General features: G+C 72.8%; 23 protein-coding genes. 12 read left to right on the forward strand and 11 right to left on the reverse strand.

What is annotated here, in order from left to right; all coding sequences use genetic code 11:
• Window position 1: 1 nt before the first annotated feature.
• Window positions 2-871 carry a fumarylacetoacetate hydrolase family protein gene (locus CLV43_RS07230; RefSeq protein WP_106186276.1) on the reverse strand — a complete coding sequence of 290 codons (870 nt, stop codon included), beginning with the start codon at window positions 869-871 and terminating at the stop codon, window positions 2-4.
• A 132-nt stretch (window positions 872-1,003) separates the two neighbouring features.
• Between CLV43_RS07230 and CLV43_RS07235 the strand changes: the two genes are divergently transcribed.
• Window positions 1,004-1,675, forward strand: a complete 672-nt coding sequence (locus CLV43_RS07235; protein ID WP_106186277.1) for a GntR family transcriptional regulator — start codon at window positions 1,004-1,006, stop codon at window positions 1,673-1,675.
• Window positions 1,676-1,685: 10 nt separating this feature from the next.
• Here CLV43_RS07235 and CLV43_RS07240 read toward each other — a convergent pair whose 3' ends face one another.
• Window positions 1,686-3,335, reverse strand: a complete 1,650-nt coding sequence (locus CLV43_RS07240; protein ID WP_106186278.1) for an FAD-dependent oxidoreductase — start codon at window positions 3,333-3,335, stop codon at window positions 1,686-1,688.
• 96 nt (window positions 3,336-3,431) lie between these two features.
• Between CLV43_RS07240 and CLV43_RS07245 the strand changes: the two genes are divergently transcribed.
• Window positions 3,432-4,250, forward strand: coding sequence for an IclR family transcriptional regulator (locus CLV43_RS07245; RefSeq protein WP_106186799.1), 819 nt, complete (start codon window positions 3,432-3,434; stop codon window positions 4,248-4,250).
• A 79-nt stretch (window positions 4,251-4,329) separates the two neighbouring features.
• Window positions 4,330-5,304, forward strand: coding sequence for an alpha/beta fold hydrolase (locus CLV43_RS07250; protein WP_106186279.1), 975 nt, complete (start codon window positions 4,330-4,332; stop codon window positions 5,302-5,304).
• Between the two features lie 13 nt (window positions 5,305-5,317).
• Here the strand turns inward: CLV43_RS07250 and CLV43_RS07255 are convergent, their stop codons facing one another.
• The 6 genes from CLV43_RS07255 to CLV43_RS07280 form a co-directional block, all read right to left on the reverse strand.
• Window positions 5,318-6,127 (reverse strand): sugar phosphate isomerase/epimerase family protein, encoded by an 810-nt coding sequence (locus tag CLV43_RS07255; protein ID WP_106186280.1) that lies wholly within the window; start codon window positions 6,125-6,127, stop codon window positions 5,318-5,320.
• On the reverse strand, window positions 6,124-7,272 hold the full coding sequence (locus tag CLV43_RS07260; RefSeq protein WP_106186281.1) for a dihydrodipicolinate synthase family protein: 1,149 nt from the start codon (window positions 7,270-7,272) through the stop codon (window positions 6,124-6,126). Before CLV43_RS07260 ends, CLV43_RS07255 begins: the two co-directional genes overlap by 4 nt.
• Window positions 7,269-8,405 (reverse strand): Gfo/Idh/MocA family protein, encoded by a 1,137-nt coding sequence (locus CLV43_RS07265; protein WP_106186282.1) that lies wholly within the window; start codon window positions 8,403-8,405, stop codon window positions 7,269-7,271. Before CLV43_RS07265 ends, CLV43_RS07260 begins: the two co-directional genes overlap by 4 nt.
• 50 nt (window positions 8,406-8,455) lie before the next feature.
• Window positions 8,456-9,214 carry a sugar phosphate isomerase/epimerase family protein gene (locus tag CLV43_RS07270; RefSeq protein ID WP_106186800.1) on the reverse strand — a complete coding sequence of 253 codons (759 nt, stop codon included), beginning with the start codon at window positions 9,212-9,214 and terminating at the stop codon, window positions 8,456-8,458.
• A 55-nt stretch (window positions 9,215-9,269) separates the two neighbouring features.
• A complete protein-coding gene (locus CLV43_RS07275; protein WP_106186283.1) occupies window positions 9,270-10,214 on the reverse strand; it encodes a glycoside hydrolase family 6 protein in 945 nt (314 codons plus the stop codon).
• A gap of 92 nt (window positions 10,215-10,306) precedes the next feature.
• The gene (locus tag CLV43_RS07280; protein ID WP_106186284.1) at window positions 10,307-12,517 is read right to left on the reverse strand and encodes a glycoside hydrolase family 9 protein; all 2,211 of its coding nucleotides are present in this window, start codon (window positions 12,515-12,517) and stop codon (window positions 10,307-10,309) included.
• 291 nt (window positions 12,518-12,808) lie between these two features.
• Between CLV43_RS07280 and CLV43_RS07285 the strand changes: the two genes are divergently transcribed.
• The 5 genes from CLV43_RS07285 to CLV43_RS07305 are packed head-to-tail and all read left to right on the forward strand — an operon-like array spanning window position 12,809 to window position 18,234.
• Window positions 12,809-14,089 (forward strand): ABC transporter substrate-binding protein, encoded by a 1,281-nt coding sequence (locus tag CLV43_RS07285; RefSeq protein WP_106186285.1) that lies wholly within the window; start codon window positions 12,809-12,811, stop codon window positions 14,087-14,089.
• Window positions 14,090-14,091: 2 nt separating this feature from the next.
• Window positions 14,092-15,051, forward strand: coding sequence for a carbohydrate ABC transporter permease (locus CLV43_RS07290; RefSeq protein WP_106186286.1), 960 nt, complete (start codon window positions 14,092-14,094; stop codon window positions 15,049-15,051).
• A gap of 2 nt (window positions 15,052-15,053) precedes the next feature.
• Window positions 15,054-15,875 (forward strand): carbohydrate ABC transporter permease, encoded by an 822-nt coding sequence (locus CLV43_RS07295; protein WP_211304273.1) that lies wholly within the window; start codon window positions 15,054-15,056, stop codon window positions 15,873-15,875.
• A complete protein-coding gene (locus CLV43_RS07300) occupies window positions 15,872-17,230 on the forward strand; it encodes a GH1 family beta-glucosidase (RefSeq protein ID WP_106186287.1) in 1,359 nt (452 codons plus the stop codon). The genes CLV43_RS07295 and CLV43_RS07300 overlap by 4 nt, the downstream gene beginning before the upstream one ends.
• Window positions 17,215-18,234 carry a LacI family DNA-binding transcriptional regulator gene (locus CLV43_RS07305; protein WP_245886202.1) on the forward strand — a complete coding sequence of 340 codons (1,020 nt, stop codon included), beginning with the start codon at window positions 17,215-17,217 and terminating at the stop codon, window positions 18,232-18,234. The genes CLV43_RS07300 and CLV43_RS07305 overlap by 16 nt, the downstream gene beginning before the upstream one ends.
• Before the next feature lie 75 nt (window positions 18,235-18,309).
• Here CLV43_RS07305 and CLV43_RS07310 read toward each other — a convergent pair whose 3' ends face one another.
• The 3 genes from CLV43_RS07310 to CLV43_RS07320 all read right to left on the reverse strand — a co-directional run bounded on the left by CLV43_RS07310 (window position 18,310) and on the right by CLV43_RS07320 (window position 22,272).
• Complete coding sequence (locus CLV43_RS07310; protein ID WP_245886203.1) at window positions 18,310-20,109, reverse strand: DUF2264 domain-containing protein; 1,800 nt, start codon at window positions 20,107-20,109, stop codon at window positions 18,310-18,312.
• Entirely contained in the window at window positions 20,106-21,113 is a 1,008-nt protein-coding gene (locus CLV43_RS07315; RefSeq protein WP_106186288.1) for a hydroxyacid dehydrogenase, read from the reverse strand. Before CLV43_RS07315 ends, CLV43_RS07310 begins: the two co-directional genes overlap by 4 nt.
• A 91-nt stretch (window positions 21,114-21,204) precedes the next feature.
• Complete coding sequence (locus CLV43_RS07320; protein WP_106186289.1) at window positions 21,205-22,272, reverse strand: substrate-binding domain-containing protein; 1,068 nt, start codon at window positions 22,270-22,272, stop codon at window positions 21,205-21,207.
• Window positions 22,273-22,406: 134 nt separating this feature from the next.
• Here CLV43_RS07320 and CLV43_RS07325 point away from each other — a divergent pair, with 134 nt between their 5' ends.
• The 4 genes from CLV43_RS07325 to CLV43_RS07340 all read left to right on the forward strand — a co-directional run bounded on the left by CLV43_RS07325 (window position 22,407) and on the right by CLV43_RS07340 (window position 26,066).
• Window positions 22,407-23,576, forward strand: a complete 1,170-nt coding sequence (locus CLV43_RS07325) for a sensor histidine kinase (RefSeq protein ID WP_106186290.1) — start codon at window positions 22,407-22,409, stop codon at window positions 23,574-23,576.
• The gene (locus tag CLV43_RS07330; RefSeq protein ID WP_106186291.1) at window positions 23,573-24,199 is read left to right on the forward strand and encodes a response regulator; all 627 of its coding nucleotides are present in this window, start codon (window positions 23,573-23,575) and stop codon (window positions 24,197-24,199) included. Before CLV43_RS07325 ends, CLV43_RS07330 begins: the two co-directional genes overlap by 4 nt.
• Before the next feature lie 155 nt (window positions 24,200-24,354).
• A complete protein-coding gene (locus tag CLV43_RS07335) occupies window positions 24,355-24,885 on the forward strand; it encodes a VanZ family protein (RefSeq protein ID WP_106186292.1) in 531 nt (176 codons plus the stop codon).
• Window positions 24,882-26,066 carry a glycosyltransferase 87 family protein gene (locus tag CLV43_RS07340; RefSeq protein ID WP_106186293.1) on the forward strand — a complete coding sequence of 395 codons (1,185 nt, stop codon included), beginning with the start codon at window positions 24,882-24,884 and terminating at the stop codon, window positions 26,064-26,066. The genes CLV43_RS07335 and CLV43_RS07340 overlap by 4 nt, the downstream gene beginning before the upstream one ends.
• The last annotated feature ends 53 nt before the right edge of the window (window positions 26,067-26,119 follow it).

Consider the following 26,119-nt stretch of genomic DNA (forward strand, 5'->3'; position numbering starts at 1 on the left):
GTCACATCTCCTTCGACGCGGCGACGAACTGCTGGTCGAGCTCACCGATGCCGGCGATCGTGCTGACGAGCCGGTCCCCCGGCTTGAGGAACCAGCGGGGGTCCCGTGCCGCGCCGACGCCGGCGGGAGTCCCGGTGAAGATCACGTCACCGGGCTCCAGCGGCAGCACGGCGGACAGCCTGGCGATCAGCTCGGGCACGGAGAACACGAGGTCGGCGGTGTTGCCCTTCTGGACGGACTCGCCGTTGACCGAGCACCCCAGGTCCAGGGCGTCCCGGTCCAGGCCCGCCACGACCAGCTCGTCCAGGGTGACCAGCCAGGGGCCCATCGGCGTGAAACCGGGGAAGGACTTGCCGAGGCTGAACTGCGGGGCCGGGCCGGCGAGCTGCGTCGTCCGCTCGGACAGGTCCTGCCCGGCGGTGATCCCGGCGACGTGGCTCCAGGCGTCCTCCGCGCTGACCCGGCTGGCGGTGCGGCCGATGACGACGACCAGTTCGACCTCCCAGTCCACGGTCTCCCCCGGCAGCACGACCCGACCGCTCGGACCGGTGATCGAACCGCGGAACTTGGTGAAGACCGGCGGTGACTCCGGGAGGTCGAACCCGGCCTCGGCGGCGTGGTCGCGGTAGTTCATGCCGATCGCGAACAGCTGGCCGGGGCGCGGGACCGGGGCACCGAGCCGCTCGGGGTCGAACGGCACCGCCGCGGCGGAGTCGAGGTCGAGGGCCGCCGCCCAGTCGACGAACGCCTCCCAGCGGACGTAGACCTCCTGCGGGTCCGGGCCGAACTCGCCCCCGCTGGCGGTGGCGACGTCCACGGCCCCGCGGTCGGTGACCAGGACGAGCCTGCTGTCGAGGTTGCCGATGCGCATGCGCTCTCCTCGGTGTGGGTGGTGACTCCGAGGTTGGCACCGGATCGTCGTCAATGCAACATTATTTCGAAATTTCTTCCGTCTCGATGTTGCCCACCGGAATTTCGACACTCTGTGTTATCGTCCCGAGCCATGGCCCCCGAAACTGGCACCCGGAGCAACGCTGTGTTCGACCGGCTGCGTGCCGACGTCCTGGGCGGACGGCTCGCGCCGGGGTCGAAGCTCAAGCTGGCGATGCTCGGAGCCCGCTACGAGGTGAGCCTGTCGGTCGTGCGGGAGGCGTTGAGCAGGCTGGCGGAACAAGGGCTCGTGGTGGCCCATCCGCAGCGGGGCTTCAGCGTGATGGCGTTGAGCCCGGAGGACCTGACGGACCTGACGAACACGCGGATCGACCTGGAGACGCTGGCGGCGCGGCGGTCGGTGGAGCACGGCGACCTGGCCTGGGAGACGGCGCTGGTGGCGGCGCACCACACGTTGGCGGGCACCTCGCTGATGGCGGGCGAGGGGGAGGTCAACGAGGGGTGGATCGACGCGCACCGGGCGTTCCACCACGCGCTGGTGGCCGGGTGCGGGAGCCCGCGGTTGCAGGGGCTCGCCACCGGGTTGAGGGACGCGGCGGAGCTGTACCGGATCTGGTCCACGTCGTTGACGCACGACACGAAGAGGGACGTGCCCGCCGAGCACGCGCGGCTGCTGGAGCTGGCGATCGCGCGGGACGCCGACGGGTTGGTGGCGGCGTTGGCGGCGCACATCCAGGGGACCACGGACATGTTGCTGAGGTACGCGGCCGAAGCCGGGCTGTGAGAAGCCGACATCAGCGGTCCTCGGCACGCGCCGCGCGCCGGACGTCCACGCCGCGGACGTGGTCGAGCAACCGCCCCGGATCGGCGACCGGCTCGTCGCCCCGCCACGCCACGAGGTGGTCGGGGCGGACGAGGAGGTAGCGGGCGCCGAACAGGGCCCGCGCGTCGGGCCTGGCGAGCCGGGTCGTGGTCAGCGGCATCCCGCGCTCCTCGGCCGCCGAACGCCAGGAGCCCGGCACCGGGGGCGCTCCCACCTCCAGCAACGTGAACCCCGGCCCCAGCCGGTCGTAGAGCGAGACTCCGGGCGCGAGCCAGAGGTGCGGCAGCCGCATCCCCGGCAGCGCCGACGGCCGGTAGACCGACGTCTCCGACACGGGCGCGGGGCCGTCGTCCGGCACGACGAGCGGCGAGCCGGGGCTGCCGGTGCCGAGGACGAAGCCCAGCGTGTAGGTCTCCGACGTCTTCGCCGCGCGGATCTCCTCCGCGACCGCGGCACGGGCGGCGTCCCCCGCGGCCCCGTCCCCGTCGAGGTCGGGCCTGCCGAGCTGCGGCGTCAGCACGGCCATGTTGCGCTCGGCCTCCGCGATCGCCGCGACGGCGACGGGCCTGCGGTCGGCCTCGTAGGAGTCGAGGATCGCCCCGCCGCCCCACCCGGCGATGTCGGCCGCCAGCTTCCAGCCCAGGTCCACGGCGTCCCCGATGCCGGTGTTGGCCCCGAACCCGCCCCACGGCGGGTTGAGGTGGGCGGCGTCGCCGAGCAGGAAGCAGCGCCCCTCCCGGTACCGGTCGGCCACCAGCATCCGGGCCGTCCACGTGTCCTGCCCGCGGATCCGCAGCGGGACGTCGTCGCCGACCACCGCGCGCAGCGCCCGTTCGGTCCAGTCCGCGTCGTCGGGTGCGTCCAGGAGGATCGCCCACCAGGCGTCACGGGTGTCCAGCCGTCCCAGCAGTCCGCTCGCCGTCGCGCCGAGCACCCAGTACTGCACCGCGCGCCCCAGCCCGTGCCGGTCCCCCAGGCCGGGCGCGTCGAAGACGACCTGGAGGTTCGTGATCTCGTGGCTGCGGCCGGCCAGGCCGATGCCCAGGGCGCGGCGGACGGTGCTGCCCGCCCCGTCCGCCGCGGCCAGGTACCTCCCGCGGATCCGCGAGGTGGTGCCGTCCGGCTCCTCGATCGTCGCCACGACCGAGGTGCCGTCCTGCTCCGCGGAACGCAGGCGGGAGCCGAACCTCGCGCGGACGGTCGGACGGGTCGACAGCGCGGTCCGCAACGCGGTCTCGAGGCTGTACTGGGCCGTCCACTGGGCCGGTTCGGGGAACTCCGAGCTCGGGACGTCGGACAGGGCGAACACACCGTCGAAGACCTCGATCCGGCGCCCGGCCAGACCGGTGCAGAACACGACCGAGTCCGACCAGCCGAACGGCAGCCCGGAGGCGGCGCGGACCGCGTCGGCCACGCCGAGCCTGCGGAAGTGCTCCATCGAGCGCGGGTTGACCTGCTTGCACCTGGGGGTCGAGGTGTCGGGTTCGAGTCGCGGCTCGACCAGGACGACGTCCACACCGCGGCTGCCGAGCTCGTGGGCCAGGGTCAGGCCGACCGGACCACCTCCCACGACGACGACGTCGGTCTCCACCAGCGCGTCGGTCGTGCGGGAGGTCGTCATGGCGGCGAGTCTGGTCGGGCGGACGGCGGGCCCACAGCCGCGTTCCACCCAATGAACCGGCATCCTGGTCCCAGGTTCGAGGAACAGGTGGTGCGCATGCCCGAGGATCCGCCCGCCCCGCGCGGCCGGAAGCCCGCTCGCGGCGAACCGGTCGTGGACCGGGCGCTGCGCCTGCTGGCCGCGTTCCGGGAGAAGGGCGACGCGCTGTCGCTGGGCAGGCTGAGCGAGCGGGCCGGACTGCCGAAGGCGACGACGCTGAGGCTGGCCCGGCGGCTGGCGGAGTGGGGCGCGCTCGAACGCACCGACGACGGCGACTTCGTGATCGGCCTGCGGCTGCTGGAGGTCGCGTCCCTGTCCCCGCGCGGGCACGGGCTGCGGGAGGCGGTCCTCCCGTTCATGGAGGACCTCCACCACGCGACCGGGCAGCACGTGCTGCTCGCGGTCCGCGAGGACCGGGAGGCCGTCCTCGTCGAACGGCTGTCCGCGCACCGGGCGGGCACCGTGCTGTACCGGGTCGGCGGCCGGATCCCGTTGCACGCCACCGGTGTCGGCCTGGTCCTGCTCGCGCACGCGCCCGCGGACCTCCAGGAGGCCGTGCTGGACGGGGAGCTGTCCCTGCCCGACGAACCGCAGGACCTCACCGCCGACGAGCTCCGCCGGACGCTCGCGCGGGTGCGGCGGGACGGTGTCGCGGTGGCGTCCCTGCGCAGACCGGAGGCCATGTCGTCGGTCGCGGCGCCGATCCACGACAGCAGGCGGGCGGTGGTCGCCGCGCTGTCGGTGGTGGCACCGACGGCGTCGGTGCGCGCCGCCGCCCTGGCGCCCGCCGTCGTCGCCGTCGCGCGGGCCGCGTCGCGCGCCCTCCAGCGCGACGGCGCGCGGACCGGACCGAGCCCTGACCGTTTCGATGGATGAAATCCCGGTGGGACGCCCTCGACCGCGCGCGCCAGACTCCGGTGCCGCGACACCCGTCCGCCTCCGGAAAGGGACGACAATGGGAATCCTCGAAGCCGAGGACAGGGCCGACACCTTCGTCCCGCACGCGTTCACCGAGCGGACCGCCGACCTCGGCGAGATCCGGATGAACCACGTCGTGGTGGGTGACGCGAGCCTGCCCGCCCTGCTCCTCATCCCCGGCCAGACCGAGTCCTGGTGGGGCTACGAACAGGCGATCCCGCTGCTGGCCGAGCACTTCCAGGTCCACGCCGTGGACCTGCGCGGCCAGGGCCGCTCGACGTGGACGCCCGGCCGGTACACCCTCGACACCCTCGGCAACGACCTCGTGCGCTTCATCGACCTCGTCATCGGGCGCCCGACGTACGTGAGCGGACTGTCGTCGGGCGGTGTGCTGTCCGCCTGGCTGTCGGCCTACGCGAAACCCGGACAGGTCCGCGCGGCCGTCTACGAGGACCCGCCGCTGTTCTCGTCGCAGGTCGACCCCGCCCACGGCCAGTCCATCCGGCAGGGCATGGGCCCGTTCTTCGCCCTGCTGCACAAGTGGTTGGGCGACCAGTGGTCGATCGGCGACTGGGCGGGCGCCTCGCGGGCGATGCCCGCGGAGCTCCCCCCGGTCCTGCTGCGAGCGATCGCCACGATGTTCGGCGACGGCGAGGACGCCGACCTCGCCAAGCCGCCGCAGAACCTCCGCGAGTACGACCCGGAGTGGGCCCGCGCGTTCGTCTCCGGCACGGTCACCGTCGGCTGCGACCACGCGACCATGCTGTCGGCCGTCAAGGTGCCGGTGCTGTTCACCCACCACTTCCGCCAGGTCGATGACGAGACCGGCCACCTGCTCGGCGCGATCTCCGACCTCCAGGCCGGACGCGTCCGCGCCCTCGTCGAGGCGGCGGGGCAGCCCTTCACCTACCTGTCGTTCCCCGGCATGCCGCACGCGATGCACGACGCCGACCCCGAGCTCTTCGCGCGCACCGTGGTCGAGTGGGTCGGCGGTCTGCCCGACGAGTCGTAGGAACCGACCGGCCTCACAGCAGCACGTGCTCGGCGAACCGGCGCACGACCGTCGCCAGCACGGTGTCGGGGTCCTCCCGCCACAGGTCGGCGTTGAAGATCTCGACCTCGACGGCGCCGGTGTACCCGGCCTTGGCGACGAGGTCCGCGATGTGGTGGAAGTCGATGTGGCCGTCGCCCATCACGCCGCGGGCCAGCAGCGCGTCGGCGGGCAGCGGGGTGATCCAGTCGCAGACCTGGAACGAGGCGATGCGGTCGGCGGCCCTGGCGATCTGGGTCTCCAGGTCGGGGTCCCACCAGACGTGGAAGGTGTCGACCACGACGCCGACCGCGGCCGGGTCGTGCTCCTCGGCGAGGTCGAGCGCCTGGGAGAGGGTGGACAGGACGCCGCGGTCGGCGCAGTAGAGCGGGTTCATGGGTTCGAGTGCGAGGCGGACCCCGTGGTCCGCGGCGCACGGCACCAGGTCCGCCAGGACGTCGGCGACCCTCGCGCGCGCGGCGGGGAGGTCGCGGCTGCCAGGGGGCAGGCCGCCCACGACCAGGACGAGGCAGTCGGCACCGAGGGCGGCGGTCTCCTCGATGGCCCGGCGGTTCTCGACCAGCACGGCCGTGCGGTCGGGGGCGGTGAAGAACCCGCCGCGGCACAGCGAGGAGACGTGCAGGCCCGCGTCGGCGATGAGGGCCGCACCCGCCTGCACGCCGTGGTCGTGCAGGGGTTCGCGCCAGACGCCGATGGAGGTGATGCCCGCGCGGACGCAGGCCGAGACGGCTTCGGCGAGGGTGCTGCCGTTGATGGTCTTCTGGTTGAGCGACAGCGTGTTCACCGGGCGACTCCGTACACGTCCAGCAGGGTCGAGACGCGGTGGGCGGCCAGGTCCGGGTCCGGCAGGAGGCCCGCGGCGTCGGCGAGGACGTAGGTCTTGACGAGGTGGGGCAGGGCGCGGGCGCTCTGCAGGCCGGCGACCATGGAGAAGCCGGGCTGGAGGCCGGAGAGCCAGGACACGAAGGCGATGCCGGTCTTGTAGTAGTAGGTCGGCGGCCCGAAGACGTGGCGGGCCAACGGGAGCGTGGGCGCGAAGGCGGCGTCGTAAGCCGCCTCGTCCCCGCGGTCGAGGGCCTGCAGAGCCGCCGAGGCCGCGGGGGCGATGGCGGCGAAGATGCCGAGCAGGGCGTCGCTGTGGTGGGCGCCGTCGCCCTTGACGAGGTCGGGGTAGGCGAAGTCGTCACCGGTGTAGAGGCGGACACCGGTCGGGAGGTCGGCGCGCAAGGACTTCTCGTGGTCGGCGTCCAGCAGCGAGACCTTGACGCCGTCGACGCGGTCGGCGTGGTGGTGGACGAGGTCCAGGAACGCGGTCGTGGCCTCGTCGACGTCGGTCGAGCCCCAGTAGCCCGTGAGGGCCGGGTCGAACACGGGGCCCAGCCAGTGCAGGATCACCGGGGCGTCGGTGCGGGGCAGGATCCGGTCGTAGACGTGCCGGTAGTCGGCCGGGGTGGTGGCCAGCCGGGCGAGGTCCCTGCTGGCCATGACGATGGCCTGGGCACCCGCGTCCTGCACCACGTCCAGCTGCTCGGTGTAGGCGCGCACCACGTCGTCGAGCGTCGTGGCGTCGGTGTGGTCGGTGCCCGCGCCCGCGGCGATGCGGGTGCCGAGGTGTGCGGCCTCGGCGGCGCTGCGGCGGACGAGCTCACGAGTGGTGGCCCAGTCCAGGCCCATGCCGCGCTGGGCGGTGTCCATCGCCTCGGCCACGCCGAGGCCGTAGGACCAGAGGTGCCTGCGGAACGCGAGCGTGCTGTCCCAGTCGACGACGGCGGGGGCTCCGGGGCTGTTGTCCCCCAACGGGTCCGCGACGACGTGGGCGGCGGCGAACGCGACCCGCGAGGTCGGCGGCCCGGACGGCTTGGCCCACGTCACGGGGTCGCGCGGCACGTGGTCGTAGAAGGTGCCGTCGGCGGCGGGCAGGGTGATCACAGCTCGACCCGCCGGTTCGTGCGGGACGACTCCAGACCCGCCTGGGCGAGCCGGATGCCGCGGACGCCCGCGAGGAAGTCGTAGGGGTGCGGGGCGTCCTCGACGACGTGCAGGACGAACTGCTCCCACTGGGTCTTGAAACCGTTGTCGAAGTCGGTGTTGTCGGGGACCTCCTGCCACTGCGCGCGGTAGGAACGGGTCTCCTCCAGGTCCGGGTTCCACACCGGGCGCGGCGTGGCCTCGCGGGGCTGCACGACGCACTTGCGCAGACCCGCCACGGCGCTGCCGCGGGTGCCGTCGACCTGGAACTCCACCAGCTCGTCGCGGTGCACGCGGACGCACCACGAGGAGTTGAGCTGCGCGACCACACCGCCCTCCAGCTCGAAGATGGCGTACGCGGCGTCGTCGGCCGTGGCGTCGTAGGACTCGCCCGCCTCGTCGACCCTGGTCGGGATGTGGGTGGCGGTCTTGGCGATCACCGAGGTCACCGCGCCGAACAGGTTCTCCAGCACGTAGTTCCAGTGGCAGAACATGTCCACGGTGATGCCGCCGCCGTCCTCGGCGCGGTAGTTCCAGCTCGGCCGCTGCGCGGGCTGCCAGTCGCCCTCGAACACCCAGTAGCCGAACTCGCCGCGCACGCTGAGCACCCGGCCGAAGAACCCGCTGTCCACCAGGCGCTTGAGCTTGAGCAGGCCGGGCAGGTACAGCTTGTCGTGCACCACGCCGTTCTTCACGCCCGCCTCGGCGGCGCGACGGGCCAGCGTCAGCGCGCCCTCCACGGACTCCGCGACGGGCTTCTCGGTGTAGACGTGCCGACCGGCGTCGACGGCCTTCAGGATGGACTTCTCGCGCACGGCGGTGAGCTGCGCGTCGAAGTACAGCGGGCACGAGTCGTCGCCCAGCGCCGCGTCGAGGTCGGTCGTCCAGCGGGTCAGGCCGTGCCGCCGCGCCATCTCCTCGAGCTTCGCGGCGTCGCGGCCGACCAGCAGCGGCTCCAGCCGGACCCGTGAGCCGTCGGACAGCTCGACACCCCCCTGCTCCCCGATCGCGAGCACCGAGCGCACCAGGTGCTGCCGGTATCCCATCCTTCCGGTCACGCCGTTCATCACGACGCCCAGGGTCCGCGTGGCCATTCGTCCTCCTGTGGAAAGCGCTTTCCAAATTACCGTACAACACTTGTCCGCTAGCCGGTGCGGTACTCCGCGAACCACTTCGCGGCCGCCCGCAGCGGCGCGTCGACTGGCGGGATGTCCGGGTACCAGGCCTTCTCCCACTCCAACGACACCCAGCCCGACCACCCGCGCAGCACCTCGCCGCACTCGGCCAGCGGGACCGCGCCCAGACCGGGTACGACCGGCGTGGCGCCGACGGCGTCCTTCACCTGGAAGTAGGCCAGGTACTCCCCCAGCACCTCCCGCGTCCGCGCGGGCGCCTCGCCGTGCCGCCACGGGTGCAGCGCGTCCCACAGCACCGAGACCAGCTCCGGTGCGCCGAACGGCCGCACGAGCCGCACCGCCTCCTCGCCCGTGGGGTGCGAGTCGTGCGTCTCCACCAGCAGCCGCACTCCGGACGAGCGGAGGTCGTCGAGCACCTCGCCGATCCGGTCGCGCGACTCCACGTCACCGCCGGGGAACACCCGGACCGACGGCGCGCCGAGCCGGTGGGCCAGGTCGACCAGGGCCCTCAGCTCGGCGACGACGGGCCCGTCCGGTCCGGGGGCGCAGACCCGCGCGTACCCGGCGAGGCAGGCGATCTCCAGGCCGTGGTCGGCGACCGCCGCGCGCACCTCACTCACCTCGCGCCGGGAAAGTCCTGTGTGGACCTGCTCGTCCGGGTGCGTCCGGATCTCCAGCCCCGCGCAGCCGTGGTCGGCGGCGAGCCCGGCGGCCCGCCCGATCGGTGTTCCCGGCATCCCCAGCGTGCTCACCGCGAACCACCGCACCACTCGTCCCTCCAGACCGGGTCGGGGTGCCCGCGGGCACCCCGACCCGTGCCGATCACGTGCCGTCGATCAGCCGGATGGCGATCGCGGGGTCGAACTGCCCGGCCGGGGTGGTCGGCGCGATGCCGCACAGACCGTCCGAGTTGCCGGGCGTCTTGATCCACAGCAGCATCTCCGCGCCGCCGCCGACCTGCGCGGTCACGCCGAGCTTGCGCCCCGCCGGGTTGCACCACACCCCGTTGGAGCCGTTGCCGTTGCGGCTGGTGTCCACGACGAACTTTGCGGCGTAGCCCAGCGACGAGACGACCTGGTTGCCGTAGCCGGTCGACGCGCCGGTGGTGTAGTAGTTCGACACGTTGACCGAGAACCCGCGGACGTTGCGCACGCCCGCCGACAGCAGCCTGCTCGCCATGGTCGCCGGGGCGACCCAGCCCGCGTTGCCGCCGTCGAGGTACACGTAGGCGTTGGGGGCCTTCTGCTGGAACATCTGGGTCGCGTACGTGAGCATTCCCAGCCGGTCCTGGATCGCCGCGGAACTCATGCAGGAGAAGTCCCCCAACGAGTCCGGCTCGATGACGACGACGGCGGGTTTGGTCCCGACGCCCGCCGCGAAGCTGGAGATCCACGTCCGGTAGGCCGACACGCTCCCCGCGCCTCCACCCGAGTGCCCACCGCAGGCGTCCCGGCCGGGGATGTTGTAGGCCACCAGCACCGGGAGCTTGTCGTTGGCGTCGGCCGCGCCCACGTAGCTCGCGACCAGCCCCCCGATCCCGCTCTCGTTGCCGAACCAGCGGGCGATGGGCTTGGAGCCGATCGACGACTGGACGCGCGCCGCCCGCGCGTCACCGGGGTTGTTCCGCGCCCACACCGCGGGCGAGGAGTTGGGGTTGACGTAGAAACCGCTGGTCATGTCGATGGGGCTGGCGGCGTGCGCGGTGGGCACGACCGTCAGCAGGGGCAGGGTGACGAGGGCCGCCGCGAGGCGGGCTCTCCACGACATTGTGGATCCTCTCTACAGGGAGTGGGCTGCCGCCGGGCCCGTGGCGCGCGCCGCTCCGCTCGTCCCTCGGGAGCGGCGCCGCGGCGGTCGGGTCAGCGGGCGTCGACGAACGCCGCCACCCAGGCGAGGGACGAGTTCCAGTTGATCGCGACCTCGTTGGTGGACCACGATCCGATGTCGTCGATGTAGCACTTGGCGGGCTGGCAGCCGGGCAGGTTCTGCTGCGCCACGGGGTCCTGGAGCCCGGAGTTCGGGCCACCGGCCAACGAGCCGGGTGGCGGGCTGGGCAGCGCCGGGTCGATCTGGTGCGACCAGTGCCGGTGGTGCTGGTTGTGGCTGGCGCGCTCGCCGTACCCGCTGACGAACGACTGGTTCAGCCCGTTGCGGCCGAGCAGGTAGTCCATCGACTCCAGCACGCCGTCGCGGTACTCGCGCCGGAAGCTCAGGTCGTAGGCCACGCCCATGACCATCGCCGCGTTGGTGGTGGCGCTGGTGGAGCCCCACGCGTAGGCGCCGTCGGTCGGCAACGAGGGGTTGGGGTAGCCCTGCTTCCGCAGATCGCGCAGGTAGCCGTCGGCGACGGACAGGATCCGCTTGCGGGCCGGGAGGACGCGGTCGACCGGGAACCGCTCGGGCAGCCGGGCGATGGTCAGGTCGGCCAGCGCGCCGGTGTCCTTCCAGGAGAACCCGGCCGGGGTGAGCTTCGTGGTGATCCGGGACAGGTACACCCGCTTGCCGGTGGTCGCGTACAGCTCCGCCGCGGCCCAGGAGAACTCGTCGCTGACGTCGGTGTCGTCGTACGCGCCACCGCCGACGCTGTCCTCGTCCGGCGCGTAGAGGTCCGGGTGCGCGTTCGCGGCCTGCCACGCGGTTTCCGCCGCCGCCAGGCACTTCTGCGAGAACGCCCGATCCCAGAGCGCCCAGATCCGCGCGCACTGGGCGCCCGCGGCGGCCAGGTTCAGCGTGGCGGCGGTCGACGGGGCGTGCAGGTAGCGGGGCTGCGGGTCGTTGGACGGCAGCATCGGGTGCCCGGTCCACGCCAGGTCGTGGATCTTGTGGTGCGCCATGCCCGCCAGCGGCTTGTCGGCCGGGACCTGCATCTTCAGCAGGAACTCGACCTCCCAGCGGGCCTCGTCCAGCACGTCCGGGACGTGGTTGGCCTGCTCGGGGATCGCCAGCAGCCCGTCGCGCAGGCCCTCGAAGTCCAGCGTGCGCAGGGAGCGCTCGTAGGTGTCCATGAGCTGCCACGCCGCCAGCGCGCCGTTGACGACGTACTTGCCGTGGTCGCCCGCGTCGTACCAGCCGCCGCTGACGTCGAGCGAGTAGTCGCACGTGCCGGGCAGGCACGGCACCGACGTGTCGCCCTTGTTGGGCGCGACGCCGACGTGCCCGGCGGGCCTGGCGTAGGCCGCGCCGACGTGCTCCGCGTCGATCGGGGTGCCGCTGCGGTTGTGGTAGAAGTACGCCAACGAGTCCCGGCGCAGCGAGTCGTAGGGGCTCCTGGCGATGTCGAACGGCTCGCTGACGTCCGAGCCGACCGCCAACGTGTACCCGGTCCCGACGGTCTTGACCTTGGAGAAGTCCGCGATGTGCACGTGGTCGCCGGACATGGCGTCGTCGCCTTTGACGGTGGTGGTCCCCGTGGCCACGACCGCGCCCGCGGCGTCGCGCAGCTGCCACGCGACCGGCGTGGTGGCGGCGTTGACGACGGACGCCCGCTTGTCGCCCGAGGCGGCGTAGCCGAGCTGGTTGACCCGCACCGGCGAGCCGTAGTCCCAGCCGCCACCGGGCCGGACCACGCCGCCGGTCAGCGACACGTCGTCCAGGCAGAGCCGGTACGCCTCCTTGGCGCCGCCCGCCTGGAGGGCGACCTGGCCGCGGGTGGTGGTCTTCGTCGAGGTCCCGGTGAACTCGAACGCCTTGGGCTCGGCGGTCAGCGGGACCGGCTTGTTCAGCGTGCCGGTGCTGGGCGGGTCGGCGAGCGCGACGACGGCGCGGACGGTGACCGGTCTGGTGGCCGACGCGGTGAACCGCAGCGTGTAGGGCTGACCGGCCTCCAGGGGGACGTCGTTCTGGCCGATCATCGACTCCCACGGGTTGACCGTGCCCGCGGGCACGTCGGCGCAGAGCCGCCCGGAGTCCACCGCGGACGGTGTGCTGCCGCTGCTCCACCAGGGCGACTTCCCGGTGGCGAAGGTGCCGTTGAGCACCCGTTCGTAGGTCTCGGCGTGCGCCGGGGTCGCGAGACCGACCAGGAGCACGAGGGGGAGGCAGGCCGCGAACAGCCTCGATCTGGCGGACATACCGGGCCCTTTCGGGTCGTGGGACTCCCGGCACTCCACGGCGTCAAGGCGGAATGGTCACCCCGGAGACGCCGTGTGTCAACGGTCTCCCCTCCTCGATTTTGCCTCTTCCCAGACGTGTGACTTCCTGGTTACAGTCCTGTAAGCGCTTCCAATTTCGCCTCACACCCGAGTCACCAGCACCCGCACAGCCACGGCGTCACCGCAGCTCACAGGTGCAGATATCCGGCCTGGAAGACATCCAACCCACCGTTAACGCTTCCAGAATGCTCGGTTCAATCGGAGGATCCCATGGCTGTACGACCCAGACGGACCGTGCTCGCGGCGCTCGTCGCCACGGCACTGGCGGCCACCGCCGCGTGCGGTGGCGGCACCGACTCCGCGTCCGGGAAGACGACGCTGGTCGTCAAGACCTTCAGCCAGTTCGGCTACGACGGGCTCTACCAGGAGTACGAGGCCGCGCACCCCGGCATCACCATCAAGGAGGAGAACATCGGGAAGCTGGGCGACTACCTGCCCAAGCTCCAGCAGTGGATGGCCGCCGGGAAGGGCGCGGGTGACGTGGTCGCCCTGGAGGAGGGCATCCTCTCCCAGTTCACGGCCAAGCCGGACCAGTTCGTCAACCTGCTCGACCACGGCGCGGGCGAGCTGAAGCCGAACTTCCTGGAGTGGAAGTGGAAGCAGGCGTCCACACCGGACGGGTCGAAGGTCATCGGGCTCGGCACGGACGTCGGCGCGCAGGGCATGTGCTACCGCACCGACCTGTTCGCCAAGGCCGGGCTGCCCACCGACCGCGAGGCCGTCGGCGCGCTGTGGACCACGTGGGACGACTACCTGGCCACCGGTCGCCGGTTCACCGACGCGGGCACCGGCGCAAAGTTCTTCGACACCTCCGGTGGCGTCTACCAGAACATCCTGATGCAGCAGGGCGACCACACCTACTACGACACCTCGAACAAGCTGGTCATCGACAGCAACCCCGGCGTCAGGAAGGCCTGGGACCAGACCGTCGCGCTCGTCGGGGCGGGGCTGTCGGCCAACATCGACCAGTACAGCCCGCAGTGGAACGCCGGGTTCAAGAACGGGGCCTTCGCGACGATCCCCTGCCCGTCGTGGATGCTCGGCACGATCGAGAAGCAGTCCGGCCCGGAGAACAAGGGCAAGTGGGACGTGGCCAGGGTTCCCGGCGACGGCGCCGTGCGCGGCGGCTCCTTCCTGGCCGTGCCAGGGCAGAGCACCCACCAGGCCGAAGCCGCCGAGCTCGTCGAGTTCCTCACCAGCGCCAAGGGCCAGACCGCGGCGTTCAAGGCGAAGAACAACTTCCCGTCCTCGCCCCAGGCGATCGACGACCCCGCCGTGCGCGACTTCACCAACGCCTACTTCAACGACGCGCCGGTCGGCAGGATCTTCGGCGACAGCGCCAAGGCGCTCAAACCGGTGTACCTGGGGCCGGACAACACCCCCATCGGTGACCGGGTCGCCAACGCGCTGACCGCCGTGGAGCAGGGCAAGCTCTCGCCGGACGAGGCGTGGGCCAAGGCCGTCGACGACGCCAAGCGCCTGGTGAAGTGACGATGGCGGTCACCGACGTGCGGCCGCGACCGGCCGCCGCACCCCGTCCCTCCCCGGTTCCGCCGCCCCGGCGGGGGTTCCTCGCCCACGTCGACGCGAAGTGGTCGCCCTACCTGTTCATCGCGCCGTTCTTCGTGATCTTCGCGATCTTCGGGCTGTTCCCGTTGGCCTACACCGGATGGGTCTCGCTGCACGAGTGGGACCTCGGCGGCGCGGGCGCGTTCATCGGGCTGGACAACTACGCGGACCTGTTCGGCGACCCAGACTTCTGGAACGCGGTCGTCAACACCCTCGGCATGCTCGTGCTCGCCACGGTGCCGCAGCTGCTGCTCGCGATGGTGCTGGCGAGCCTGCTCAACCAGAAGCTGCGCGGGCTGACGTTCCTGCGGATGGGCGTGGTGCTGCCGATCGTCACGTCGGTGGCCGCAGTGGGCATCGTGTTCAGCCAGATCTTCGACCGCGACGCGGGCATGGTGAACGGGATACTCGGGCTGTTCGACGTGGCCCCGGTCGACTGGCGGGCGGACAAGTGGTCGTCGTGGACCGCGATCGCCACCATGGTCAACTGGCGGTGGACCGGCTACAACGCGCTGATCTACCTGGCCGCGATGCAGTCGGTCCCGCGCGAGCTGTACGAGGCGGCGACGGTCGACGGGGCGTCGAAGGTCCGGCAGTTCCGCAGCATCACGGTGCCGATGATCCGGCCCGCGGTCGTCTTCACGGTGATCGTGTCCACGATCGCGGGCATGCAGCTGTTCACCGAGCCGCTGATCTTCGGCCAGGGCGGCTTCGCCATCTCCGGCGGCAGCCTGCGGCAGTTCCAGACGCTGTCGATGTACATGTTCGAGAAGGCGTTCCGGGAGTTCGACTACGGGTACGGCTCCGCGGTGGCGTGGATGATCTTCCTGCTGATCACGCTGCTCGCGGTCGTCAACTTCCTCGTCGCGCGAAGGGGGAACTGACCGTGCGCGGGTCGCAACCGCTGGTGTACCTCACCCTGCTCGCGGGGATCGCGCTGTCGGCGTTCCCGCTGTACTGGCTGTTCGTCGTGGCCACGAGGACGAACGACGTCGTCGGCGACTGGCCGCCGCCGCTGGTGCCCGGCGGGAACCTCGGGGACAACGTGTCCCGGCTGTTCTCCACCGAGGACGCGCACTTCCTGCTGGGCATGGCGAACTCGGCGTTCGCGTCGGTCACCGTGACGGTCGCGGTGGTGTTCTTCAGCTCGTTGGCCGGTTTCGCGTTCGCCAAGCTCAGGTTCCGCGGCCGCGACGGTCTGCTGCTGGTCATCCTGGGCACGATGATGATCCCGGTGCAGATGGGCATCATCCCGCTGTACATGATCATGGTGGAGCTGGCCTGGCAGAACAGGATGCAGGCGGTCATCGTGCCGTCGCTGGTGTCCGCGTTCGGCGTGTTCCTGATGCGCCAGTACGCCGAGCGGGCCATCCCGGACGAGCTGATCGAGGCGGCGAAGGTCGACGGGTGCTCGACGTTCCGGATCTTCTGGACCGTCGTGCTGCCCGCGCTGCGGCCCGGCGCGGCGGTGCTCGGCCTGTTCACGTTCATGGGCACCTGGAACGAGTTCCTGTGGCCGCTGGCCGTGCTGGAGGCGGACAACCCGACGGTGCAGTTCTCGCTGAGCCAGCTGTCGACGACCTACTACACCGACTACACGCTGATGTTCGCCGGGGCGCTGGTCGCCACGGTGCCGCTGCTGCTCGTGTTCGTCGCGTTCGGCAGGCAGATCATCGGCGGCATCATGGAAGGCGCGGTCAAGGCGTGAGGCCGGGATTCCTCTGGGGAGCGGCCACGTCGAGCTACCAGATCGAGGGCGCGGTGGCGGAGGACGGGCGCGGACCGTCCATCTGGGACACCTTCGCCGCCACACCGGGCAAGGTGGACAACGGCGACACGGGCGAGGTCGCCGCCGACCACTACCACCGCTACCGCGAGGACGTCGCGCTGATGGCCGACCTCGGGCTCGGCGCTTACCGGTTCTCCGTCACCTGGCCCCGTGTGCAGCCGCACGGCCGCGGCGCGGTGAACCAGCGGGGCCTCGACTTCTACCGGCGGCTCGTGGACTCGCTGCTGGACAAGGGGATCGAGCCGTGGCCGACGCTCTACCACTGGGACCTGCCGCAGCCGCTGGAGGACGCGGGCGGCTGGCCGGAACGCGACACCGCGCTGCGGTTCGCCGACTACGCGGCCGTCGTGCACGACGCCCTGGCCGACCGGGTCACCCGGTGGACCACGCTCAACGAGCCGTGGTGCTCGGCGTTCCTCGGCTACGCCACCGGACGGCACGCCCCCGGCCGCCGCGAGCCCGCCGCGGCCGTCCGCGCCGCCCACCACCTGCTGCTGGGCCACGGCCTGGCCGCGCGGGCGATGGGTCCAGCGGAGGTGGGCGTCGCGCTCAACCTCACCCACGTGTCGCCGCGCGCGGACACCGGGGCCGACCTGGACGCGGCGCGCCGGATCGACGGGATGCAGAACCGGCTGTTCCTGGACCCGCTGCTGCGCGGCTCCTACCCCGTCGACGTCCTCGCCGACCTGGCGGGCACCACGGCGTTCGACCACGTCCGGCCGGGCGACCTGGAGACCGTCGCCGCTCCGCTCGCCTTCCTCGGCCTCAACTACTACTCCCCCGCGCTGGTCGCGGCCGGTGCCGAGGACCGGCCGTCGGCCTACGTCGGCTCGCCGCGCGTGGAGTTCCCCGACGGCGGGCGGCCGCGGACGTCGATCGGGTGGGAGATCGACGCGGACGGGCTGCTCCGCCTCCTGCTCCGGCTGCGCGACGACTACCCACCCGTGCCGCTGTACGTGACCGAGAACGGGGCCGCGTTCGACGACGCGCCGCACGACACGGCCAGGATCGCCTACCTCGCCGACCACCTGCGGGCGTGCGCGGAGGCGATCGACCTCGGTGTCCCGCTCCAGGGCTATTTCGCCTGGTCGCTGCTGGACAACTTCGAGTGGTCCTACGGCTACGCCCAGCGCTTCGGCCTCGTGCACGTCGACTGCGCCACGCAGCGCCGCACGCCCAAGGACAGCGCCCGCTGGTACGCCGACGTCATCGCGCGCGGCGGGCCGCTTGGTAGTCTCCAGCGGGTAGACGACCACACGTGGGAGCGGTCCTGAAGATGAGCAACCGGCCGCCGACCCTGGACGAGGTGGCGCAGCGTGCTGGTGTGTCCACCGGGACAGCCTCGCGCGTCATCAACAACGCCCAGCACGTGAGCAAGAAGGCCCGGCAGGCCGTGGAACGGGCCGTCGAGGAGCTCGGCTACGTCCCGAACGTGGCGGGCCGCTCGCTGGCCAGCCAGCGGCGGGGCGCGGTCGTGCTCGCGATCTCCAGCGACGACCCCGCGCTGTTCGCCAACCTGTTCTTCGCCGAGGTGATCACCGGGGTCAACGCGGTGATCGAGGAGACGGACCTCCAGCTCATGCTGGTGCTGGCCGCCTCCGAACGCGGCCGCGACCGGCTCGCCCGGATCCTGCAGTCGCGCAGCGCGGACGGCGTGATGCTGCTGGCCCTGCGGGAGAACGACCCGCTGTCCAAGCTGGCCGACGAGAGCGGCGTGCCGGTCGTGCACGGCGGGCGGTCGCTCGACCGGACGCCGCAGTGGTACGTGGACGCGGACAACCGCGGCGGCGCGCGGCAGGCCGTGGAACACCTGATCGGCGTCGGCAGGCAGCGGATCGCCACCATCACCGGCCAGCTCGACCTGCACGTGGGCGTGAACCGCTACCTCGGCTACCGCGAGGCGCTGGCGCTGGCCGGGCTGAGCGACGCGCGGGTCGCGCACGGCGACTTCGGCGAGGCCAGCGGCGCCGCGGGCATGACCCGCCTGCTCGACGAGCACCCCGACCTGGACGCCGTGTTCGTGGCGTCCGACGCGATGGCGGCCGGGGCGCTGCGGGTGCTGCACGAGCGCGGCAGGGCCGTGCCGGAGGACATCGCCGTGGTGGGGTTCAACGACGTCGTGACCGCCCAGCACACCCAGCCCCGCCTCACCACGGTGCACCAGCCGATAGAGGCCCTCGGCCGTGAGATGACCCGGATGCTGGTCCGCCTCATCAACGGTGAGCGGCCCACCCCGCTGATCCTGCCCACCGAACTGGTCATCCGCGACTCGGCCTGAGGTTTCGGGGACCGGACCGGCCGGGCCGGCGCACGACCGACCCTGCCCGCCTCGGCGGGTTCCCACTGCCCGTGGTCATGCCCGGACCGGTCCGACGTGGTCGACGGCGAGCGGGTCGAAGGTGACGGTCGTGCGGGAGCCGTCCGCCCAGGTCACCTCGACCCCGGTCCCGACCGCGCGCGCCGTCGGGCGGGCGGTGGTCGGGGTGAGGGACGCCAGGGCCGCGTAGACCGCCGTGCCGTGCGCCGGTCCGGTCAAGCGGGGCACGTGCGCGGTCGGGGTGAACGCCGTCGAGGTGGTGAGGTCGTCCTGGTCGGTCCAGCCGAGCAGCGGGTGCAGGGTGGAGGTCCGGGCGGCCCAGCCGGTCTGCTCCGCCGTCGCGCCGTCGGGCGCGCCGACCACGCGGTGGACGCGGAGCTCGTGCGTCCCGACGGCCACGGTGGCGCTCTGCACCACCAGCCCCGGCGGGGCGGGACGGCCGGGGGTGAAGGCGGGCCGGTGCCAGGACGCAGCCCAGCCCCAGCCGTCGCCGTGGGCCGCGCCGAGGGGGTGGATGCGGCGGCGGGCGCTGCGGTCGCCGCCGACCACCACGGCGAAGTGGTTGTCGGCCACCTCGGTGCCGGGGCCGGTGTGCGTCGAGTAGGCCAGCCGCCCGTAGAGGGGGTCGTCGTCGGTCGCCGACTCCCCGTCGTGCGGTCCGACGTGGTCGCTGCCGTGGTTGTGCAGCCGGACCACGCCGTTCGCCGACTGGACCAGGAATCCGGGCGCGGACGAGGAGAACACCCGATCGGGTCCCTCGCTCGGTGCGGCAGCCTCGGTCGCGGTCCACAGTGGATGGTCGCCGGGGGCGAGCAGGCAGACGAACGCCTTGCCGGCCCAGTACGGCGAGGCCGGGCCGGAGTAGGGCTGCAGCGTCGGCTCGTGCGGGCCGTGCCAGCCGAGCGTGAGCAGCCCGTTCCCGTCGAGCGCGCCCCGGTCGAGGAAGTAGCGCAGCGAGCCGCTGAGCAGGCGGCGGGACACGCCGGGCGCGAGCGGGGTGTGACCGGTGACAGCGCCCAACGCCACGGCCGAGGCGGCGGCGAACCGGTAGGTCAGCGACCGTCCGAAGTGGAGCGGGGCGCCGTCGCCGCCGAACAGCCGGGAGAAGGTGCCCAGGTGGTCGCGGAGCCGCTGGTCGTGCGGTGTGCCCACGCCCGCGAGGTGGTTGTCCAGCACCGGGTACAGGTGCAGGGCCCAGCCGTTGTAGTGGTCGAAGGCCCGGCCGTCGCCGTCGGAGTACCAGCCCTCGCCGCGGTACCAGGTGTCCAGCAGCTCCAGCGCGCGCGTCCTGGCACGTGCCGTCCCGGCGTCACCGCGACCGACCGACTCCAGGAAACCCGCCACCGTGAACGGGAACAGGTACCAGTTGTTCGGCCACGGCACGTGCCGCAGGGCGCCGCGCAGCCATTCCTCCACGCGGTCGCGGACACCGTCGTCGAGCCGGTCCCAGAGCCACGGCCGGGTCAGCCGCAGGCCGAGCGCGACCGACGCCGCCTCCACCATCGGCTGGCCGCCGTCGAGGATCGGCGGCCACTGCTCGTCGCCCCCGTCCGTGCCCGCGACCAGCCCGCCGGCGTAGCGCCCCAGCCAGTCGTGGGGGTCACCACCGCCGGCGACCCGGAACGCGGCGGCCAGGAACGTGCGGGCGTAGCCCTCCAGACCGTCGGACACCGCCCCGTTGGCCGACGGTCGTCCCGGCAGGTCGAGCCGGGCGCCGCGCGGGCTCGCCCAGCGCCACGCGGCGGCCAGCAGCCCGTCGGCGGTGGCCTCCCAGTGCGCGCGGGTGTACCCGGTGTGCGGGCTGAGGCCCCGGTCCTCGGGCGGCAGGGTGATCACGCGAGCTGCCCGAACAGCTCGCGGCGCACCGGGTGGGCGAACCCCTCGCCGCCCACCCAGCGACCGACCTCGGCGACGGCGACGTCCGCCAGGCGCCGCCACTCGTTGCCCTGCGAACCGGCCAGGTGCGGGGTGATGAGGACGTTGTGGCTGTCCCACAACGGGTGCCGGGGTGGCAGCACCTCGGGGTCGGTCACGTCCAGCACGGCCCGGATCCGGTTCTCGCCGACGGCGTCGGTGAGCGCGTCCTGGTCGACCACGGCGCCACGGGCGGTGTTGAGCAGCACCGCGCCCGGCCGCATGGCGTCGATCAGGTCGCGGCTCACCAGGCCGCGCGTCCGCGGGAGCAACGGGGTGTGGACGCTCACGAGGTCGCTGCGGGCGAACAGGCCGGGCAGGTCGACCTGCTCGACACCGAGCGCGGCGGCCTCGTCCGGGGTGACGTACGGGTCGTGCAGCAGGACGTGGAAGTCGAAGGGGCGCAGCAGTTCCACGACCCGGCGGCCGATCGTCGACGCGGACAGGACGCCGATCGTGCGGCCGAAGTTGCCGATGGTCTTGGGGGTGCGCAGCCAGTCGTCCGGGCTGCGCAGGACGCGGTGGTGGCGCGCGCGTTCCAGGACGTGCTTGCCGGTCAGCAGGATCATCGCGACGGTGTACTCCGCGACCGGGAGGGCGTTGGCCGCGGCGGCGGACGTGACCTCGATGCCGCGGTCCCAGCAGGCCCGCGTCACCTGGGCGCGCACCGACCCGCCGGTGTGCACGACCGCGCGCAGCCGGGGCGCCCCGGCCAGCACGGCCTCGGTGAGCCGGGGGCAGCCCCAGCCGGTGACCAGCAGCTCGACCTCGGCCAGCACGGAGCGGGCGTGGTCGGTGGCGAGGTCGTCCAGCACCGCCGGTTCGAGGTCGCACACCTCGCCGAGCAGGCGCAGGGTGTCCACGTCGAACACGGCGTCGGCCGAGTCGGTCCACATGGCGAGGGCCGCACGGGGTCGACCGGGCATCGGTGGCCTCCTGGGGTCAGGGCGGGATACCGAAATCCTGATCGCTTGAGCACTAGCGGGTCAATACTTCGCTCAAAAGAAACCAAAGCGGTCAAACGCTCATGGTCGACCCGCGCACTGTCAGCCCCGGCAGCAGCTCCACCCGCCGGGTGCCCGTATCGCCCGCCAGCCGTCGGAGCAGCAGTTCGGCCGCCACCTTGCCCACCTCGGCCTTCGGCGGGGCGACCGCGGTCAGCGGCGGGCTGCCCAGCCCCGCCACCACGTCGTCGTACGCCACGACCGAGCAGTCCTCGGGCACCCGCACCCCCTGCTCGACGAGGTGCCCGACCAGCATCAGCGCCTCCACGTCGCCGTGCAGCACCACACCGGTGGTCCCGCGCTCGCGCACCTGCCCGGCGAAGTCGGCCACCGGCTCCGCGCCGGGGCCGGGACCGGCGTCCGGCGCGCTGAGCACCACTCCCCAGTCCTCGACCTCCGGCCGGGACCCGGCGATCTCCGCGAACGCCGCCCGCACCGCCCGCGCGGTCGGGCTGTCGTCCCGCGCGGCCAGCAGGATCCGCCGGTGGCCGAGGGAGAGCAGGTGGTCTACGGCCAGGTGGGCGCCGTACCAGTGGTCCGAGCTGACCGAGTCGACGGCGTGCAGCGCGCTCCCCCGCGGCGGCCGCCGCTCCACCAGCACCGTCGGGACGTCCGCCCGTGCGAGCCAGGCGTAGTCGGCCTCCTCGGCGTCGGCCGACCGCCAGCGCGGGGCGATGAGCAGGCCCCGCGCGCCGTCGGCGAGCACCCGCTCCACGATGGGGCGCTCGGCACCGGGGACCTGCGGTGCGATGTGCAGCGCCACCCGCAGCCCGGCCTCCTCCAGCACCGCCCGCGCGCCGTGCACCGCCTCGTAGAGGTAGGTGTGCCGCTCGGGCACCACCAGTGCCACGGCGCCGTCGCCCGCGGACGCCGGCGCCTCCTCGCTCCGGACCGGCGCGATCGGCCGCACGACGCCGTGCCCCCGGCGGACCTGGCCCGACCGGGCCAGCTCCTCGACGTCGCGGCGCACCGTCACGACGGAGACCTCCAGCTCGACGGCCAGGTCGGTCACCCGGACCGCGCCGCGCGACCCCACGACGCCGAGGATCCGCTGGCGCCGCACGTCGGAGGGTTCTCTCATGCTCGGCCCCGTTGTTCGTTTGATCGGTTTGCGGAGAGCATATCGATCGCCAGGGCTACCGCCGGCCGAACGGTCATCCGGGTCGGCCGGATGGACGAGGTGTCGGCACCGCCCGGATCCCTAGGGTCGCGGGGATGCGGGAACTGCGGCGATCATGGCCGATCGCGATCGTGCTGGTCCTGGCGCTCGGTGCGCAGGTCCTGGTCCTGGAGGCCGAACCGTTGTACGGCAGGCAACTGGTGGCGTTGGGGCTCGCGGCGCTCGCCTGCGTGGCCGCGCTGTGCGCACACCGGCCGGTCGTGGCCACGGTGTGCGTCTGCGCGTCGGTGCTCGTCACCACGACGTTGATCTGCGGGCCGGGTCGGGCGGTCTTCCTCGACACCGCCGGGGTGAACGGGATCGACGGGTTCGACCTCGCGCCGGGGCGGTTGGGGATCGCCGAGTCGGTGGCCGTGCTCGTGCTGGTCGCGATGGTGGTCCGGACGGCTCGGCCGCCGGTGGTGGTGGGTGTCGTCGGCGCTGTCGCCCTGGTCTGCGCGCACGCCACCCTGTTGCGCGTCGGCCTCCATTCGTGGTTCACGGAAGGGGGCACGCGGGTCGTGGTGCTGCTCTGGGTCCTCTCCGTCGGCTACGGGGTGCTCCTGCGGACGCGCGACGGGGAACGGGCGGCCGCCGCCACCTCGGCCGTGGAGCGGGTGCGGCAGGACGAACGGCTCGACCTCGCGCGCGAGCTGCACGACGTGGTCGCGCACTACGTGACGGGGATGCTGGTGCAGGCGCAGGCGGCGTTCGTGGTGTCCGACCGGGACCGGGAGGCCGCTCGGCACGCGCTGCCCGGCATCATCACCAGCGGCACCGACGCGGTGGGGGCCATGCGCAGGCTGGTGGGCACGCTGCGCGACAGCGCGGCGGGGACGGCCACCGACGACCTCGCCGCGGACCTGGCCGTGCTCGTCGACGGAGCCCGCGCCGCGGGGGTTCCCGTGCGCGCCCGGATCGAGCTGCCCGCGCCGGTGCCGCCGGAGCTGGGCCGGTCGGTGCTGCGGCTGGTGCAGGAGTCGCTGACCAACGCGGCCAAGCACGCCCGCGGCGCGACGCTGGTGGAGGTCGACGTGGAGCTCACGCCCACGGCCGTGCGGGTGTCCGTCGCGGACGACGGCACCGGGCGGCCCGCGCACTCCGGCGGGTTCGGGCTGGTGGGGATGCGGGAACGGGTCGAGCTGCTCCGCGGGCGGTTCCACGCGGGCGCCGCGCGCACCGGCTGGCTGGTGACGGCGGAGCTGCCGCTGGCGGTGCACCGGTGATCACGGTGCTCATCGCGGAGGACCAGGACATGGTCCGGGCCGGGTTCCGGCTGATCCTCCAGGCGCAGCCGGACATCGAGGTGGTCGCGGACGTCGCCGACGGGGTCGGCGCGGTGGCCCTGGCCAAGGAGCTCAAACCCCTGGTGTGCCTGGTGGACATCCGGATGCCGGGCCTCGACGGGCTCCAGGTCACCCGGCGGCTGGCCCCGCACACCAACGTCGTCGTGGTCACCACCTTCGACACCGACGAGTACCTGCACACCGCGCTGGACAACGGCGCGAGCGGCTTCCTCACCAAGGACGCGGGTCCCGGCCTGCTCGTGGAGTCCGTCCGGGCGGCAGCGCGCGGTGACGTCCTGGTGTCCCCGCAGGTCGTGCTGCGCGTGCTCGGCCGGTACTCCCGGCGGACCCCGGAGCCCGACACCGAACCGCTGACCGCGCGGGAGCAGGACGTCGTGCGGCACGTCGCGCGCGGGCTCGGCAACCACGAGATCGGCGCCGTCCTGCACCTGTCGCTGTCGACGGTGAAGACCCACCTGGCCGCGGTGCAGGGGAAGATCGGTGCCCGCAACCGCGTGGAGGTCGTCTCCTGGGCCTTCCGCACCCGGCTCGTCGACCCGTGACCCCGTCGCGCGGGCGCGATCCGAGCGGGTCGGCCGATCGGCCGACCGGTGATCGTCCCGGAAGCCGGCCGGACGGGCTCCGCGGCTGATCCGCGCACCCTCTCCGCACCGCCACGATCGTCCACTCAGAACAGTGGACGAGAGGTGCGGAACCGATGGTCGGCAGTGTGTGGGGAACGATCCCGACGATCCTGTACACGCTCGAGAACCCGCTCATCGCGGGTGGTGTGGTGCTCGGAGGGGTGCTGCTGGGGATCGGCGGGTGGCAGGCGGCCAAGCGGTTCGGCTGGCGCCGCGGGCCGTCGGTGGCGGCGGGGATCTCGTTGGGGGTGGTGCTCGGCGCGACGTTCTCGCGCACGCTCCCCGACTACGCGTCCATGCCGGGTGTGGTGCCGCGGGAAAGGCCGTTCTGCTACGTCAACGGGTTCTCCGCGGTCGGCGGCAACGAGATGATCAACGTGCTGCTGTTCGTGCCGCTGGTGTTCTTCGCGGTGCTCGCCGTCCGCCGCGTCCTGGTCGTGGCCGGTGCGGCGGTCGCGCTCAGCGCGGTGGTCGAACTGCTCCAGCCGCTCACGCACCGCGGCCTGTGCGAGACGCAGGACTTCCTGAACAACAGCGCGGGATCCCTCGTCGCGGCCGCCGCGGGAGCGGCCGTGCTGGCGCTGGGTCGGGTGGCGTCGCGATGACCGGGTCGGCGCTCGTGACCCGCCTGGACGTCCGCGGTGTGTGGTGGGTGTTCGTGGTGGTGGCCTTGGCCTACGCGGTCGTGCGCGGTCTCGGGTCCGGGCTGGTGGACCTGCACGTCTACCGCACCGGCGGCGAGGTCTGGCTCACCGGCGGCAGGCTCTACGACGACTTCCCCGGCGTGCTGCCCTTCACCTACCCGCCGTTCGCCGCCGTGCTGTTCAGCGCGCTGGCCCTGCCGCCGTGGCCGGTCGTGATGGCCCTGTGGACGGCGGCCGGGCTCGCCCTGTTCACGGTCGCCTGCCAGGTGGCCGCGCGGCACGACGCCCTCCCGCGCACCGGGCTCGGTCTGGCGGCGGCGAGCCTGCTGCTGGAACCGGTGCGCGGCACCCTGGAGCTCGGCCAGGTCAACCTGCTCCTGATCGGCCTGGTCGCCGCCGACTGCCTGCTGCCCCGCACGCCGTGGCCGCGCGGTCTGCTGGTCGGGATCGCGGCGGCCGTCAAGCTCACGCCCGCGGTGTTCGTGCTGTTCTTCCTGTCCCGCCGCCGGTGGCGTCCGGCGCTGACGGCCGCGGCGGCGTTCGCGGCCTGCGGCGGACTCGGCTGGGCGCTGGCGCCGCGGGACTCGGAGAGCTTCTGGTTCCACGCCGTGCTGGATCCTCAACGGGTCGGCGGACTGGCCTACAGCGGCAACCAGTCGTTGCACGGCCTGCTGTTCCGCCTCGGCGCACCGGACCTTTTGTGGCCCGTGCTGTGCGTGGTGGTGCTCGTGGCGACCGCGGTGCTGCTGCCGCGGGTCCGCGACGACCTCACGGCGGTGGTCGCGGTCGCCGCCGCCGGACTGCTGGTGTCGCCCGTGTCCTGGTCGCACCACTGGGTGTGGGTCGCGCCCGCGCTGCTCGTGCTGCGCGGCCGGACCAGGGTGGTCGCCGCGCTCGTCTTCGCCGTCGGCCCGCACTGGCTGCTGCCCAAGAGCCGCGACCGCGAGCTCGACTGGACGTGGTGGCAGCACGTGGTCGGCAACACCTACGTGTGGCTGGCACTGGCGTTCCTCGTCGCGCTGCTCATCCGTGGTGGCCGGGCCGCGTCCACCACCGGGGTCGGTGCGGCACCGGACCGCTTGGAGACCGATCCCGCGATCGCGTTCGCCGCCGAACGGTCACCGCGGTGGCGGGGGCGCTGATCACCGGTTGACCCTTTCGGTGGTCGACAGGAGCGGGCGGACGGGTACTGGAT

Origin of the sequence: Umezawaea tangerina, from assembly GCF_003002815.1 — a bacterium.
In the GTDB taxonomy this organism is placed as follows: domain Bacteria; phylum Actinomycetota; class Actinomycetes; order Mycobacteriales; family Pseudonocardiaceae; genus Umezawaea; species Umezawaea tangerina.

What these genes read in the sequence shown, in the direction of transcription:
- CLV43_RS07230 (WP_106186276.1), bottom strand. Translation starts at nt 871, where the DNA reads ATGCGCATCGGCAACCTCGACAGCAGGCTCGTCCTGGTCACCGACCGC.
- CLV43_RS07235 (WP_106186277.1), top strand. Translation starts at nt 1,004, where the DNA reads ATGGCCCCCGAAACTGGCACCCGGAGCAACGCTGTGTTCGACCGGCTG.
- CLV43_RS07240 (WP_106186278.1), bottom strand. Translation starts at nt 3,335, where the DNA reads ATGACGACCTCCCGCACGACCGACGCGCTGGTGGAGACCGACGTCGTC.
- CLV43_RS07245 (WP_106186799.1), top strand. Translation starts at nt 3,432, where the DNA reads ATGCCCGAGGATCCGCCCGCCCCGCGCGGCCGGAAGCCCGCTCGCGGC.
- CLV43_RS07250 (WP_106186279.1), top strand. Translation starts at nt 4,330, where the DNA reads ATGGGAATCCTCGAAGCCGAGGACAGGGCCGACACCTTCGTCCCGCAC.
- CLV43_RS07265 (WP_106186282.1), bottom strand. Translation starts at nt 8,405, where the DNA reads ATGGCCACGCGGACCCTGGGCGTCGTGATGAACGGCGTGACCGGAAGG.
- CLV43_RS07275 (WP_106186283.1), bottom strand. Translation starts at nt 10,214, where the DNA reads ATGTCGTGGAGAGCCCGCCTCGCGGCGGCCCTCGTCACCCTGCCCCTG.
- CLV43_RS07280 (WP_106186284.1), bottom strand. Translation starts at nt 12,517, where the DNA reads ATGTCCGCCAGATCGAGGCTGTTCGCGGCCTGCCTCCCCCTCGTGCTC.
- CLV43_RS07285 (WP_106186285.1), top strand. Translation starts at nt 12,809, where the DNA reads ATGGCTGTACGACCCAGACGGACCGTGCTCGCGGCGCTCGTCGCCACG.
- CLV43_RS07290 (WP_106186286.1), top strand. Translation starts at nt 14,092, where the DNA reads ATGGCGGTCACCGACGTGCGGCCGCGACCGGCCGCCGCACCCCGTCCC.
- CLV43_RS07315 (WP_106186288.1), bottom strand. Translation starts at nt 21,113, where the DNA reads ATGCCCGGTCGACCCCGTGCGGCCCTCGCCATGTGGACCGACTCGGCC.
- CLV43_RS07320 (WP_106186289.1), bottom strand. Translation starts at nt 22,272, where the DNA reads ATGAGAGAACCCTCCGACGTGCGGCGCCAGCGGATCCTCGGCGTCGTG.
- CLV43_RS07325 (WP_106186290.1), top strand. Translation starts at nt 22,407, where the DNA reads ATGCGGGAACTGCGGCGATCATGGCCGATCGCGATCGTGCTGGTCCTG.
- CLV43_RS07335 (WP_106186292.1), top strand. Translation starts at nt 24,355, where the DNA reads ATGGTCGGCAGTGTGTGGGGAACGATCCCGACGATCCTGTACACGCTC.
- CLV43_RS07340 (WP_106186293.1), top strand. Translation starts at nt 24,882, where the DNA reads ATGACCGGGTCGGCGCTCGTGACCCGCCTGGACGTCCGCGGTGTGTGG.